Origin of the sequence: Tistrella sp. (assembly GCF_002684955.1) — a bacterium.
GTDB classification, from domain to species: Bacteria; Pseudomonadota; Alphaproteobacteria; order Tistrellales; family Tistrellaceae; genus Tistrella; species Tistrella mobilis.
In genome coordinates this window covers 1-12,962 of the sequence record NZ_NYWI01000016.1, presented here as the reverse complement: position 1 = coordinate 12,962, position 12,962 = coordinate 1, and the positions used below count along the sequence as shown (strand labels likewise).

Annotated in this window: 12 protein-coding genes and 2 pseudogenes; 4 read left to right on the top strand and 10 right to left on the bottom strand. The window is 67.3% G+C overall.

The window, feature by feature from the left end; genetic code table 11:
• The first annotated feature begins 177 nt into the window (after positions 1–177).
• The 3 genes from CMO28_RS04030 to CMO28_RS04020 are packed head-to-tail and all read left to right on the top strand — an operon-like array spanning position 178 to position 2,469.
• Entirely contained in the window at positions 178–1,437 is a 1,260-nt protein-coding gene (locus CMO28_RS04030; protein ID WP_296709978.1) for a bifunctional 2-C-methyl-D-erythritol 4-phosphate cytidylyltransferase/2-C-methyl-D-erythritol 2,4-cyclodiphosphate synthase, read from the top strand.
• A complete protein-coding gene (locus CMO28_RS04025; RefSeq protein ID WP_296709975.1) occupies positions 1,434–1,955 on the top strand; it encodes a phosphatidylglycerophosphatase A in 522 nt (173 codons plus the stop codon). Before CMO28_RS04030 ends, CMO28_RS04025 begins: the two co-directional genes overlap by 4 nt.
• Before the next feature lie 22 nt (positions 1,956–1,977).
• The gene (locus tag CMO28_RS04020; protein WP_296709972.1) at positions 1,978–2,469 is read left to right on the top strand and encodes a CinA family protein; all 492 of its coding nucleotides are present in this window, start codon (positions 1,978–1,980) and stop codon (positions 2,467–2,469) included.
• 26 nt (positions 2,470–2,495) lie between these two features.
• Here CMO28_RS04020 and CMO28_RS04015 read toward each other — a convergent pair whose 3' ends face one another.
• The 10 genes and pseudogenes from CMO28_RS04015 to CMO28_RS03970 form a co-directional block, all read right to left on the bottom strand.
• Entirely contained in the window at positions 2,496–3,470 is a 975-nt protein-coding gene (locus tag CMO28_RS04015) for a sigma-70 family RNA polymerase sigma factor (RefSeq protein WP_296709969.1), read from the bottom strand.
• Positions 3,467–3,931, bottom strand: coding sequence for a GyrI-like domain-containing protein (locus CMO28_RS04010; RefSeq protein ID WP_296709966.1), 465 nt, complete (start codon positions 3,929–3,931; stop codon positions 3,467–3,469). Before CMO28_RS04010 ends, CMO28_RS04015 begins: the two co-directional genes overlap by 4 nt.
• Before the next feature lie 140 nt (positions 3,932–4,071).
• Entirely contained in the window at positions 4,072–4,572 is a 501-nt protein-coding gene (locus CMO28_RS04005) for a type II toxin-antitoxin system RatA family toxin (protein ID WP_014745229.1), read from the bottom strand.
• Between the two features lie 109 nt (positions 4,573–4,681).
• Positions 4,682–5,638, bottom strand: a complete 957-nt coding sequence (gene lipA / locus CMO28_RS04000; protein ID WP_062767731.1) for a lipoyl synthase — start codon at positions 5,636–5,638, stop codon at positions 4,682–4,684.
• A gap of 134 nt (positions 5,639–5,772) precedes the next feature.
• The gene (lpdA, locus tag CMO28_RS03995) at positions 5,773–7,152 is read right to left on the bottom strand and encodes a dihydrolipoyl dehydrogenase (protein ID WP_041605769.1); all 1,380 of its coding nucleotides are present in this window, start codon (positions 7,150–7,152) and stop codon (positions 5,773–5,775) included.
• A 225-nt stretch (positions 7,153–7,377) separates the two neighbouring features.
• A pseudogene (locus tag CMO28_RS29885) lies at positions 7,378–7,578 on the bottom strand (biotin/lipoyl-containing protein); the annotation flags it as partial.
• Positions 7,579–7,654: 76 nt separating this feature from the next.
• Entirely contained in the window at positions 7,655–9,058 is a 1,404-nt protein-coding gene (locus CMO28_RS03985; RefSeq protein WP_296709954.1) for a pyruvate dehydrogenase complex dihydrolipoamide acetyltransferase, read from the bottom strand.
• Between the two features lie 41 nt (positions 9,059–9,099).
• Positions 9,100–10,095, bottom strand: a pseudogene (locus tag CMO28_RS03980) (pyruvate dehydrogenase complex E1 component subunit beta); the annotation flags it as partial.
• An 87-nt stretch (positions 10,096–10,182) separates the two neighbouring features.
• The gene (gene pdhA / locus CMO28_RS03975; RefSeq protein ID WP_062764896.1) at positions 10,183–11,205 is read right to left on the bottom strand and encodes a pyruvate dehydrogenase (acetyl-transferring) E1 component subunit alpha; all 1,023 of its coding nucleotides are present in this window, start codon (positions 11,203–11,205) and stop codon (positions 10,183–10,185) included.
• Positions 11,206–11,358: 153 nt separating this feature from the next.
• Positions 11,359–12,258 (bottom strand): LysR family transcriptional regulator, encoded by a 900-nt coding sequence (locus tag CMO28_RS03970; RefSeq protein ID WP_296709944.1) that lies wholly within the window; start codon positions 12,256–12,258, stop codon positions 11,359–11,361.
• A 158-nt stretch (positions 12,259–12,416) separates the two neighbouring features.
• Between CMO28_RS03970 and CMO28_RS03965 the strand changes: the two genes are divergently transcribed.
• Complete coding sequence (locus CMO28_RS03965; protein ID WP_296709942.1) at positions 12,417–12,869, top strand: HIT family protein; 453 nt, start codon at positions 12,417–12,419, stop codon at positions 12,867–12,869.
• Positions 12,870–12,962: the final 93 nt, after the last annotated feature.

Below are 12,962 nucleotides of genomic sequence, written 5' to 3'. Positions count from 1 at the left end.
ATCATGGGCTGGGCAATTGCCCGAGCTGAGTGCATAAAGTTTAGGCGAAGTGTATTGAGCCGGCCCGCGCGGTGCAAGCGTCGGCCGCGCTTGCAACCATCGGCCGACCCCGGTATCGAAGAACACTGCGGTGTTTCGAAGCCCCACCCCGCCCTGCCCGACCAGGAGATGCGCCAGATGACCCCGACCCGGCCGCAGCCATCCGACGATCCCGTCGGCGACGCTCCGCCGCCTGGCCGCGCGGCGGCACTCATCGTCGCGGCCGGACGCGGCCGGCGGTTCGGCGGCGGTGTTCCCAAGCAGTATCAGGCCCTTGGGGGTCGTGCCCTGCTCGCCCATGCCGCTGCAGCCTTTCTTGCCCACCCGCGGATCGATCTGGTCCAGGTCGTCATCGGCCCGGATGACCGGGACCTGCACGACCGGGCGTTGGCAGGGCTGGAGGTGGCGCCGCCGGTCATCGGCGGCGCGGAGCGACAGGATTCGGTGCGCCTCGGCCTGGAAGCACTGGCGGCGCGTGGTGACATCGATTTCGTGCTGGTTCACGACGCCGCCCGCCCCTTCCTGCCGGCCGGGATGATCGACAGGGTCCTGAATGCTCTGGGTGACGCGCCGGCAGCCCTGCCGGCCCTCGCCGTCACCGACACGCTGAAGCGGGGCGAGGCGATGACGGTCGCCGGGACCGTGTCGCGCGACGGCCTCTGGCGGGCGCAAACCCCTCAAGGGGCACGGCTCGACCTGCTGCTTGCGGCTCATCGCGCCGCGGCCGGATACACGCTGCCCTACGCGCTGACCGATGATGCGGCCGTGATGGAGGCGGCCGGCCATGCCGTCCGGCTGGTCGACGGCGACGAAGCCGCCTTCAAGATCACCACGACCGCGGATATGGACAGGGCCCGGCAGTTGCTGGCGCGGCGCGGTCAGACGGCCCCCCTGCTCCCGGCCACCGGCAGCGGCTTCGATGTCCACGCTTTCGCCCCCGGCGACCATGTCTGGCTCTGCGGTGTCCCTGTGCCGCATGATCAGGGGCTGTCCGGGCATTCCGATGCGGATGTCGCCCTGCATGCGTTGACCGATGCGGTGCTGGGCGCCATCGCCGCCGATGATATCGGCCGGCATTTTCCGCCGACGGATGCCCGCTGGCGCGGTGCTTCGTCCGACCGGTTCCTGATCCACGCCCTGGCCCTGATGGGCGCGATGGGCGGCCGGCTGGTGCATTGTGACGTGACCATCATCGGCGAGCGACCGAAGGTCGGTCCTCATCGCGAGGCGATGCGCCGCCGCCTTGCCGAATTGACCGGACTGCCGCCCGCACGGATCGGGGTCAAGGCCACCACCACCGAGCAGCTGGGCTTCACGGGCCGCCGCGAGGGACTGGCGGCCATGGCGACCGCCACGGTGCTGCTCCCCGATCTCTCCGCTCCGGAGCCGGTGGTTTGAGCCCCCGCCGCCATCGCGAGCATCTGCCGGCCCATCATCCGGCAGAGCTGATCGCGACCGTGCTCGGCAGCGGCAACGCCCCGCGCGCACCCGGCACCGTCGGCACCGTCGCCGCCCTGGCCATCGGCATCCCGGTCGCCTGGGCGGGCGGTGCCCCGGCGCTGCTGATCGGTGCCCTGCTTGCGGTCATCGCCGGCTGGTGGGCCATCCGCCTGGTCACCGCTCATGACGGGGTCCACGACCCCGGACGCGTGGTCATCGACGAACTGGCCGGCCTCTGGATTACGCTGGCAGCACTGGCCCCTCTCGGGCGGCTCGGCGACTGGCACTGGTGGCTTGCGGCCTTCATCGCTTTCCGTGCCTTCGACATCGCCAAACCCTTTCCGGTAGGATGGGCCGACCGCCATGTCCGCGGCGCGCTGGGCGTGATCCTCGACGACCTGATCGCCGGGGTCTACGCCATTCTGTTGCTCGTCGCTTTGGCCTCCGGCCTCGACTTGGCCGGCATTGCCCTTTGATCGCACGCCGGAGCACCTGCCTATGCTCACTGACAGCCTGATCGAGACCGCAGAGCTTGTTCTGTCCCGGGCACGGGGCCGCGGCCTGAAGATCGCCACGGTCGAAAGCTGCACCGGCGGGTTGGTTGCCGGCACGCTCACCGCCGTCGCCGGCTCTTCGGATGTGGTCGATCGCGGCTTCGTGACCTATTCCAACGAGGCCAAGACCGAGATGGTCGGCGTTCCGGCAGCCTTGATCGAGGCTGAAGGCGCGGTGAGCCGGCCGGTCGCCGAAGCGATGGCGACCGGCGGCATTGCCCGGTCGCGCGCCGATCTTGCCGTGTCGATCACCGGCATTGCCGGCCCCGGCGGCGCCACGCCCACCAAGCCCGTGGGATTGGTCTATCTCGCCTGCGCGCGGCGCGGCGGCACCGTCACCCATCGCCGGCATGCCTTCCCGGGCGACCGTCAGGCCGTGCGGGCGCAGAGCGTCGCGGTGGCGCTCGACATGCTGCTCGACGCCCTGGCGGACTGACCCCCGGCCGGACCCCGGACGGGTGGTCAGCCGCGCCCGTCCAGCAGACGGCGGACGGCGCCGAGTTTGTCGGGATTGCGCATCGTAAGAATGGCGCCCACCCGCCCCTGCCCGTCGGGGACGAGCGCGCTGACGCTCATGCTGCCGTCGGGAAAATCCTGAATGAAGCCGGGTGCGCCGTTGACCAGGGCGAGGCGCACGCTCTGCGCCGGGTGCTTGCGGGTGATCGAGATCAGGAACCGCACCACCTTGTCGATGCCGCGGATGGGGTTGAGCGCCGCCGCCGCCTTGCCCCCGCCATCGCTCTCCAGCACGATCTCAGGGGCGAGCAGGCGCCGGAGCATGACCTCGTCGCCGCTTGCCACCGCTTTCAGAACCGCTTCAGCAAGCGCACGCGCCGCCTCGGGATCGGCGCTGCCGCTGCCGGGGCTGCGGTCGAGCAGCGGATCTGCCGCCGCCGGCAGCTCCGCCCGGGCGGCCGCCAGGCGGCGCCGGGCGCGCGACAGCCGCTGACGCAATGCCACGGGGGTGATGCCGAGCGCATCGGCCGCCTCGTTGGCCTCCATCTCCGCCACCTCGACCAGAAGCAGGGCGGCGCGTTCCGATGGCGGCACCCGCTCCATCAGCCGGAGCAACGCCAGCGACAGGGTCTCGGTCGTCTCAGTGAGGCCCGCCTCGGGCGCCACGATGTCGGACACCAGCGGCTCCGGCAGCCAGGGGCCGGGATAGCCGGTCCGGGCACGCCGGCGGCTGCGCAGGCGGTCAAGTGCAAGCCGGGTCGCCACCGACAGCAGAAAAGCCCGCGGTTCACGCGGCCGGCCGGCCTCGGCGCCGGCTTCCGCCCGCTGCCAGCGCAGCCAGGCATCCTGTATCACATCATCGGCGTCGGCCGAACTGCCGGTCAGCCGGTAGGCCTGCGCCCAGGCCGCCGGTGCATGGGCGAGAAAGGCATCGGTCCGGGCTGCGGAGGTTCCCGGCATGGCGCTTGTGGTCAGGCTCATGCGCGCAGCTCCACATGAATGTCCGCCCGGTCCGGCTCGGCATCCGGCCATCTGTCGAAATCGGCCCGAAAGGCACGGTCCGGCAGGGTTTGCCAGATCCTGGCCCAGCCTGCGGCCAGCGCCGCCGGCTGCCGGCCGGCGGTCCGCAGCACCAGAAAATCGGCCGTGGCCAGATCGACCCGGATCAGCCCGTCCGGCACCGGCAGACCGGGCACCAGAACCCGGCCGATGGTCAGCCGGAAAGGGGCGCTGTGGTCGCCCTGATACCGATCATAGACGGCATAGGTCGCAGCATCGGCGCAGGGCTGCCCCTCCAGCGGCCGCTCCGCAAACCAGCGCCCCCACAGGGCGCCGATCGCGTCCGGATCGTCATTCGAGACGATGGCAGCAAGGCCGGTCACGGCAAAACCGCCGGAGCGGCAGCGGCTGAAACCCGGAGGCGGCGTGGCGATGTCGGTCATCGGATCGTCCTTCGACAGGGAGACGCTGCCGGAAAGACGTCCACCCCGGACATCCTGTGACATCCCGGATCGCGATGTCACATCGAAAAATCGAGAAGTCGGTGACGAAGGAAGGGAAGCGGGGGGAGGAAGGGCCGGGATCACGGCTCGGCGGGCCGTGGCGCCTGACCGCGATGCAGAGGCTCGCGGCCATAAAGATCGGCGGCCCGGGCCTCGAAAGCCTTGACCATGCGCCGGGTAGCCTCGCCGAACAGCGCGCCCATCACATTGTCGAGCAGGCGCGAGCGGAACTTGAAATCGACTTCGAAATCGACCAGGCAGCCTTCGGGGTGCGGCTCGAAACACCAGCGATTGCGCAGATGTTCGAACGGCCCGGTCACGTCGGTCACCAGCACCTCATGCGGGCGCAGGAGTTCGACCTTCGAGGTGAAACGCTCGCGGATCATCTTGAAGCCGATCACCAGATCGGCCTCCATGCGCTCGCGCTTGTGCCCCTCGGCATCGGTGAAGCTCTCACGCGTGCGGATGCGTGAGGCGATGCACCAGGGGAGGAATTCCGGATAGCGGTCGACGGCGGCAACGAGGTCGAAAAGCTGGTCGGGCGCGTAGGGCAGTACGCGCTTTTCGCTGAAGGACGGCATCGTCGAACGCTAACTCCCGTTGGCGAGAATCGTCGGGCAGACGGCAGCCGGGCAGCTCCCCCCGCGCGATACGGGGGCTGCTGCCACGGTGCCGTGGCGGACCGTCTCTCTATACGGTCTGAGCGGTACCCGCTGCAAGCTGCGCCTCGCGTGCGGCCTTCAGCTGTGCGAAGTCCTTGTCGGCATGATGCGACGAGCGGGTCAGCGGGCTGGACGACACCAGCAGGAAACCCTTGGCCCGCCCCATGGTCGCATAGGACTGGAACTCCTCGGGCGTGACGAAGCGGTCGACCGGCAGATGTTTGGGCGTCGGCTGCAGATACTGGCCGATGGTCATGAAGTCGACATCCGCGGCGCGCAGATCGTTCATCACCTGATGAACCTCGCCCTTGGTCTCACCCAGGCCGACCATGATGCCCGACTTGGTGAAGATCGAGGGGTCGACATCCTTCACCATCGACAGGATCTTGAGCGAGTGGAAATAGCGCGCCCCCGGCCGGACATCGGCATAGAGCCGCGGCACGGTTTCCAGATTGTGGTTGAACACGTCCGGCCGCGCCTCGGCCACCGCCTCGAGCGCGCCCTTCTTGCGCTGGAAATCGGGGGTAAGCACCTCGATGGTGGTCTCGGGCGACATCTCGCGGATACGGCGGATCACCTGAACGAACTGGCCGGCGCCGCCATCGTCGAGATCGTCGCGATCAACCGAGGTCACCACCACATGCGCCAGCCCCATCTCGGCCACCGCTTCCGCCAGATGTGCGGGCTCGTCCGGATCGACCGCGCGGGGCATGCCGGTCGCGACATTGCAGAACCGGCAGGCGCGGGTGCAGATATCGCCCAGGATCATCACGGTGGCGTGCTTCTGGGTCCAGCACTCGCCGATATTCGGGCAGGCAGCCTCTTCGCAGACGGTGAAGAGGTTGAGGCGCCGCATGCGCTGGCGCATTTCCGCCACCTGTGGCGAGGTCGGCGCCTTGACGCGAATCCAGTCGGGCTTGCGCTGACGCTGGGCTGGCGTGGTGCTGGCTGGCGCCGTCTCGACGGGATGGATGATCACGGCCACGTGCGATGTCCCCCGGCCTGGATGGGTTGAGGCCCGGCCCCGACCGGTGATCGGGAGCCGGGCCTTTGGTCGAGCATACCACAGTCGACCGCGCCACAGGCGTGCCTGTCGCAGGGCGCTGAGGGTATTTCGGGTTAGAAATGGATGGCCCGTCCGAAGGCGTCAAGCACGGACTCGTGCATCATCTCGGACAGGGTCGGATGCGGGAAGATGGTGTGCATCAGGTCGAGCTCGGTGCCTTCCATGGTCTTGGCGACCGTGTAGCCCTGGATCAACTCGGTCACCTCGGCACCGATCATATGGGCACCCAGCAGCTCGCCGGTCTTCGCATCGAACACCGTCTTGACCAGCCCCTCGGGTTCCCCCAGCGCCAGGGCCTTGCCATTGCCCCGATAGGGGAAGCGGCCGACCTTGACGTCGTAGCCGGCCTCTTTCGCCTTGGCCTCCGTCATGCCGACCGATGCCACCTGCGGGGTGGCATAGGTGCAGCCCGGAATGTTCTCGCGGGTCATCGGGTGGACATGTTCGACACCGGCGAAGGCCTCGACGCAGATCACGCCTTCATGCGAGGCCTTGTGAGCCAGCCAGGGTGCGCCGGCCACGTCGCCGATCGCATAGATGCCCGGCTCGTCGGTTTCGAGATACGGACCGACCTGGATCTGGCCCTTCTCGACCTTCACCTTCGTCGTCTCCAGCCCCAGATCCTCGGTGTTGCCGACGATGCCGATCGCCACGATAACGCGGTCGACCTTCAGGCTCTGCGTCTTGCCCTTGCCGTCTTCGAGCGTTGCGGTCACCCCGTCCCTGCCCTTGTCGAGCGCCTTGACCTGGGTGCCGGTGAGGATCTTCATCCCCTGCTTTTCGAAGGCCTTGCGGGCGAGGCCCGAAATCTCGGCATCCTCGACCGGCAGGATGCGGTCGAGCAGTTCGACCACGGTCACCTCGACGCCGAGCGCGCGATAGAAGCTCGCGAATTCGATGCCGATCGCGCCGGAGCCGACCACCAGCAGCGACTTGGGCAGGCTCTCGGGCACCATGGCTTCGCGATAGGTCCAGACCCGCTCGCCATCCGGCTCCAGCCCCTTGACCACGCGGGCACGGGCACCGGTCGCCAGAATGATGTGATCGGCAGTGACGCTGCGCTTGCCCTTCGCGCCCTCGATCACAACCTTGCCCGGGCCGTTCAGACGGCCGCGGCCGTCGGCAACCTCGACCTTGTTCTTCTTCAGCAGATGCGCCACGCCCTGCGACAGGGTCTTGGCCACGTCGCGGCTGCGCTTGACGATCGCGGACAGATCGAAGCTCGGCTTCTCGACCGTGATGCCGAATTCCCGGGCATGGTTGACCAGGGTCCACACCTCGGCCGCCCGCAGCAGCGCCTTGGTCGGGATGCAGCCCCAGTTCAGGCAAATGCCACCCAGGTGCTTTTCCTCGACCACCAGCGTGCGCAGGCCCAGCTGGCCGGCGCGGATCGCCGCGACATAGCCGCCGGGGCCGCCGCCGATCACAATCACGTCATAGTCGTCGCCGCTCTTCGGCCCCGAGGCCGTCTTCGGCGCCGGCTTCTTCGCTTCGGCCTTGGGCGCCTCGGCCTTCTTCGGAGCCTCGGGCTTCTTCGGGGATTCGGGCTTCTTCGCGGCCTCGGCAGCCTTGGGGGCTTCCTTCGGCGCCTCGGCACCGCCGGCAGCGGCCTTTGCCGCCTCGGCCGGATCCTCGCCTTCATCGGCGAGGACCGCAATCAGGGCATTGACCGCGACGTTCTCGGTGCCTTCCGGTACCACGATCTTCGCCAGCACGCCCTCGTCCGCCGCCTCGACCTCCATGGTGGCCTTGTCAGTCTCGATCTCGGCGATCACCTGACCGCTTTCGATCGTGTCACCTTCCTTGACCAGCCAGCGGGCCAGGGTGCCTTCGGTCATGGTCGGCGACAGCGCCGGCATCAGAACCTTGATCGGCATGGGATGGGTCTCCCGTCCGTCTCGTGTGTGTCTCGAAGGATGAACCGCGGGATGCCGCTCAGAGCAGCATCGACAGCGGGTCCTCGATCAGCTTCTTGAAGGCGGCCAGGAACTGGGCGCCGACGGCGCCGTCCACCACCCGGTGGTCGCAGGAGAGTGTAACCGTCATCACCGTCGCGATCGCCAGCGCACCATCCTTCACCACCGGCCGCTGCTCGGCGGCACCGGCGGCCAGGATCGCCGACTGCGGCGGGTTGATGATCGCCGAGAACTCCCTGATCCCGTACATGCCGAGGTTCGAGACCGAGAAGGTCCCGCCCTGATACTCCTCGGGCTTCAGCTTGCCGTCGCGGGCACGGGTGGCGAGGTCGCGCATCTCCGACGAAATCGCGGCCAGACCCTTGGTATCGGCCTTGCGGATGATCGGGGTGATCAGCCCGCCGTCGATCGCAACGGCCACCGAAACATCGACATCCTTGAAGCGCAGCACCGCCTCGTCGGTCCAGGCGGCATTGGCCGCCGGCACCTTGCGCAGCGACAGGGCGCTGGCCCGCACCACGAAATCATTGACGCTGATCTTCACGCCGTCGCCGGCACGCTCGTTCAGCTCCTTGCGCACCGCCAGCAGCCGGTCGATGACGCAGTCCACCGTCAGGTAGAAATGCGGCACGGTCTGCTTGGCGTCGAGCAGGCGGCGGGCGATGGTCTTGCGCATGCCGTTATTGGCCTCGGCCTCGTACGGCATGCCCAGCTTGTCGACCAGATCGCGGGTCTGGGCGGAAGCCGCGGCCGAGATCGCCGCCACGCTGTAACCGCCACCGGTCTGCTGGGCCGACGCCGGGGTCGCCTTGGGCGCCTCGGCGGCCGGAGCTGCGTCGCTGCGGCCCGGGGCTTTCGATGCCTCGGCAGGCTTCACACCCGACGCGATCGCCGCCTCGACATCGGCCTTCACGATCCGGCCATGCGGACCGGTGCCCTCGAGGCCCGAAAGATCCAGACCGACTTCGGATGCGATGCGGCGGGCGAGCGGGCTTGCCTTGATCCGGCCGCCCTCGCCATCGGCCGCCGGCTTCACCGACGTCTTGGGAGCGGGTGCTGCTGCTGCTTCCGCCTCCGCCTCGCCCGCATCGTCACCTTCGGCCTCGACCTCTTCGGCCTTGGCGGCGGGCGCAGTCGCGCCAGCACCGGCGGCAGCTTCCGCCACCGCCGCATCGTCGTCACCCTCTTCTTTGAGCACGGCGATCGGCGTGTTCACGGCCACATTCTCGGTGCCTTCCGGCACCAGGATCTCGGCCAGCACGCCTTCGTCGACCGCTTCCACCTCCATGGTGGCCTTGTCGGTCTCGATTTCGGCGATCACCTGCCCGCTTTCGATCTTGTCGCCTGCCGACACCAGCCACTTGGCAAGCGTGCCTTCGGTCATGGTCGGCGACAGGGCCGGCATCAGGATGGTCTGAGCCATGTTCGGTCCTCGGATTCTCGATGGGGTCCGGCGATGCCGGCTCAGAATTCGTAGCCGACGGCGCGCTTGGCGGCCTCGACGATGTCGTCGGGCTGGGGCAGGGCCAGCTTCTCGAGATTGGCGGCATAGGGCAGCGGCACATCCTTGCCGCAGACCCGGATCACCGGCGCATCCAGATGATCGAAGGCATGCTCCATCATCAGCGCGGCCTGCTCGGCGCCCATGCCGGCCGTCGGCCAGCCTTCCTCGACCGTCACCAGGCGATTGGTCTTCTTCACCGAAGCGACGATGGTGTCGACGTCGAGCGGGCGGATGGTGCGCAGGTCGACGACCTCGGCCTCAATCCCCTCTTCCGCCAGCTTGTCCGCGGCTTCCAGCGCCTTGCCGACATTGATCGACCAGGCGGTGATGGTCACGTCCCGCCCCTCGCGCACGATCGCGGCCTTGCCGATCTCGACCACATGGTCGTCGTCGTCCGGCACCTCGAAGCTCTGACCGTAGAGGATCTCGTTCTCAAGGAAGATGACCGGGTTCGGATTGCGGATGGCGGCCTTCAGCAGGCCCTTGGCATCCGCCGCCGACCAGGGCGCAATGACGATCAGCCCGGGGACATGGGCATACCAGCTGGCATAGTCCTGGCTGTGCTGGGCCGCCACGCGCGCCGCCGCACCGTTGGGGCCGCGGAACACGATCGGGCAGCGCATCTGGCCGCCGGACATGTAATTGGTCTTGGCGGCAGAGTTGATGATCTGATCGATCGCCTGCATGGCGAAATTGAAGGTCATGAATTCGACGATAGGCTTCAGGCCGCGCATGGCGGCGCCGACGGCAAGGCCGGTAAAGCCGTGTTCGGTGATCGGGGTGTCGACCACCCGCTTTGCCCCGAATTCGTCGAGCAGACCCTGGGTGACCTTGTAGGCGCCCTGGTATTCGGCGACCTCTTCGCCCATCACGAAGACGTCGCCGTCCCGGCGCATCTCTTCGGCCATGGCGTCGCGCAGCGCCTCGCGTACCGTGATCTTCGGCATGTATGGACCCGTTTCTCTCTGAAATCCGTCACCGGAGCGGCGCCGACGCGCCCTGCCCCGGTCTCCTGTGAAAACCTTGAGCCGGCAGAGCCTCGATCAGCTCTCGACCAGCACGTCCGTCCACAGCTCCGACGGATCGGGCTCGGGGTTCTCCTGGGCGAAATCGGCGGCGTCGACGACGATGTCCTTGATCTCCCGGTCGATGCCCTTGAGCTTCGCCTCGTCCCATTCGCCGCTGTCGATCAGCAGCTTCTTGACCAGCTCGATCGGGTCGCGCTCGGCCTTCATGCGGTTCAGTTCGTCCTTGGACCGGTACTTGGCCGGATCGGACATCGAATGGCCGCGGAAGCGATAGGTCTTCATCTCCAGCAGGATCGGACCCTTGCCGCTGCGGGCATGCTCGACGGCGAATTCGGCCGCACCGCGCACGGTCCGCACGTCCATGCCGTCGACCGCAAAACCCGGAATGCCGAAGCTCTCGCCGCGGCGGTAAAGTTCGGTCACGGCGCTGGCGCGCGCCACCGAGGTGCCCATGCCGTAGAGATTGTTCTCGATGACATAGACCACCGGCAGGTGCCAGAGGCTGGCCATGTTGAAGCTCTCGTACACCTGGCCCTGATTGACTGCGCCGTCGCCCAGATAGGTGACGGCGACCTTGCCGTCTTCCTTGTACTTATGGGCGAAGCCGAGGCCGGTGCCGATCGGCACCTGGGCCGCCACGATGCCATGGCCGCCGAAAAAGCCCTTCTCGACCGAGAACATATGCATCGAGCCGCCCTTGCCGCGCGAATATCCGTCGCGGCGGCCGGTGAGTTCGGCCATCACGCCACGGGCTTCCATGCCGCAGGCGAGCATATGGCCGTGGTCGCGGTAGCTGGTGACGACGCTGTCGCCGTCGACCAGGCTGCCCTGCATGCCGATCACGACGGCTTCCTGGCCGATATAGAGGTGGCAGAAGCCGCCGATCAGGCCCATGCCGTACATCTGGCCGGCCTTCTCCTCGAAGCGCCGGATCAGCAGCATTTCGCGATAATAGCGGACCAGCTGTTCGATGGTGCTGTTCTCGGGCGCGAGCGCGTTGCTCTGCTGGCCGGAAGCCTTGCGGCGTGTGGTCGCCATGCTGTTCTCCCCGAAGGTGGCGCTGCGACGGCATTGAAGCCGGCTGCGTCCATGTGGCGTTGAACCTAGACGCCACACGGCTCGAACACAAGCGCAGGCCGCTGCAAAACAGCTTGTTTTGCGCCGCAAAAATGACGATTAACTTCTTCTCGGTTAATTATGATGCCGCAGCGGCGCCACCTCTCCCGCATCTGCGAAATCACCATTTGCGGCTTTCAGAATGCCGGTCAGCATCGCGGCAAGCTCCGGATCAATGGAGGGCCCCAGATGCAACCCTACGGTGCGAGCCAGTCCCAGATCCTCGATCGGGACGAAAGCAGTGTCGCGGCCGACCAGGCTGCGGGGGGCAATCGTCACGCCGAGCCCGGCCCGGACCGCCGCGAGCGCCCGCTGGTCCTGATCGGTGCGCAGAACCAGTCTCAGCCTGACCCCCCGGATCTCCAGGATCTCGTGCGCTTCGCGCCCCCGCTCGCAATGCGCCCGCAAGATGAAGTTCACCCCGTCCAGATCGGCCAGTCGCACGCTGCCCCGTCGGGCGAAAGGATGATCGCAGGAACACACCAGTGCCAGAGGGTCGCCCTCCAGCGGGATCCAGGCATCCGCGCCGACCTGATCTGAGATGGTAAGGGCCGCATCGATCCGCCCGTGAGCGAGCCAGTCCATCAGCGTGCGCTCCGCCCCTTCGCGCAAGGTCATCTCCATCCGGGGCTCGGCAATGGAGAAGCGTCGGGTGAAATCCAGCACCAGGGGCATGGCGATGGTCGGCAGCACGCCGACCGCGATCGTGCTGCGCTCCAGGCCCCGCCGGAACTCCATCCGGGCCACGTCGCACTCTCGGAGGATCGACACCGCCCGGCGATGGAAGCGTACGCCGAGCTGCGTGAGGCGCATCGCACCTCGCCGCCGATCGAAGATCGCGCCTCCGAGATCGGCTTCAAGCGCCGACAATCCGGCCGAGAGCGCCGGCTGCGAGACGTTCAGCCTGCGGGCTGCCTCGGTCACCGACCCGGCATCCGCGACCGCCACGACATAGCGAAGCTGCTGAATCTTCATCAGCCCCTCCATCCAAAAAATTTATCCTGACCATCCAAATTATCCATTTTATCTTATCATATTCCCTTCTTATCATTATGAACAGAGAGGCTGCGCAACCAGGACGACATGCCGCTTCCGTCCATACCCGCGCCGCTACGTCCGGGAGGAGCCCGCCGATGAGCAAATGCCCGTTCTGCATGATCGCCACCCACGAGCTGCCGTCCGAAATCATCCACGAGGATGAACACGTGGTCGCCTTCATGGACGTGAACCCCATTGCCGATGGTCATGTCCTGGTGATCCCCCGCCGCCATGCGGAAAATCTGCATGCGATCGATCCGGAGGATCTCCAGCGGGTCGTGGTGACGGCGAAGCGGATCGCGGCAGTGGTCCAGTCGGAACTCCGCCCGGATGGCATCAACCTCTTCCAGGCGAATGGCCGCGGCGCCGGGCAGACGGTCTTTCACCTTCACATGCACGTGCTGCCGCGCAGCATCGACGACGGCATGCCGATGAGCTGGGATCACAAGCCCGGTGACCGCGCACGCATCGCCGAGGTCGCCGGCATTCTGCGCGGCGCCCTGGCCCGCAGCGAGACCGGGATCGACATGGCAGAGCCGGTCGCATGAGATACCGTCACGCTGAGCAAGCGCTTTTTTCAGTCGGCGAGCTTTGGCACGAAGGGTTTTCGAGCCTTGGCGACGGCGTAGACGGCGACGAGG

Excerpts from the sequence above, each read along its gene's own strand:
- CMO28_RS04030 (WP_296709978.1), top strand. The coding sequence starts at position 178 with ATGACCCCGACCCGGCCGCAGCCATCCGACGATCCCGTCGGCGACGCT.
- CMO28_RS04020 (WP_296709972.1), top strand. The coding sequence starts at position 1,978 with ATGCTCACTGACAGCCTGATCGAGACCGCAGAGCTTGTTCTGTCCCGG.
- CMO28_RS04015 (WP_296709969.1), bottom strand. The coding sequence starts at position 3,470 with ATGAGCCTGACCACAAGCGCCATGCCGGGAACCTCCGCAGCCCGGACC.
- CMO28_RS04010 (WP_296709966.1), bottom strand. The coding sequence starts at position 3,931 with ATGACCGACATCGCCACGCCGCCTCCGGGTTTCAGCCGCTGCCGCTCC.
- CMO28_RS04005 (WP_014745229.1), bottom strand. The coding sequence starts at position 4,572 with ATGCCGTCCTTCAGCGAAAAGCGCGTACTGCCCTACGCGCCCGACCAG.
- CMO28_RS03985 (WP_296709954.1), bottom strand. The coding sequence starts at position 9,058 with ATGGCTCAGACCATCCTGATGCCGGCCCTGTCGCCGACCATGACCGAA.
- pdhA (WP_062764896.1), bottom strand. The coding sequence starts at position 11,205 with ATGGCGACCACACGCCGCAAGGCTTCCGGCCAGCAGAGCAACGCGCTC.
- CMO28_RS03970 (WP_296709944.1), bottom strand. The coding sequence starts at position 12,258 with ATGAAGATTCAGCAGCTTCGCTATGTCGTGGCGGTCGCGGATGCCGGG.
- CMO28_RS03965 (WP_296709942.1), top strand. The coding sequence starts at position 12,417 with ATGAGCAAATGCCCGTTCTGCATGATCGCCACCCACGAGCTGCCGTCC.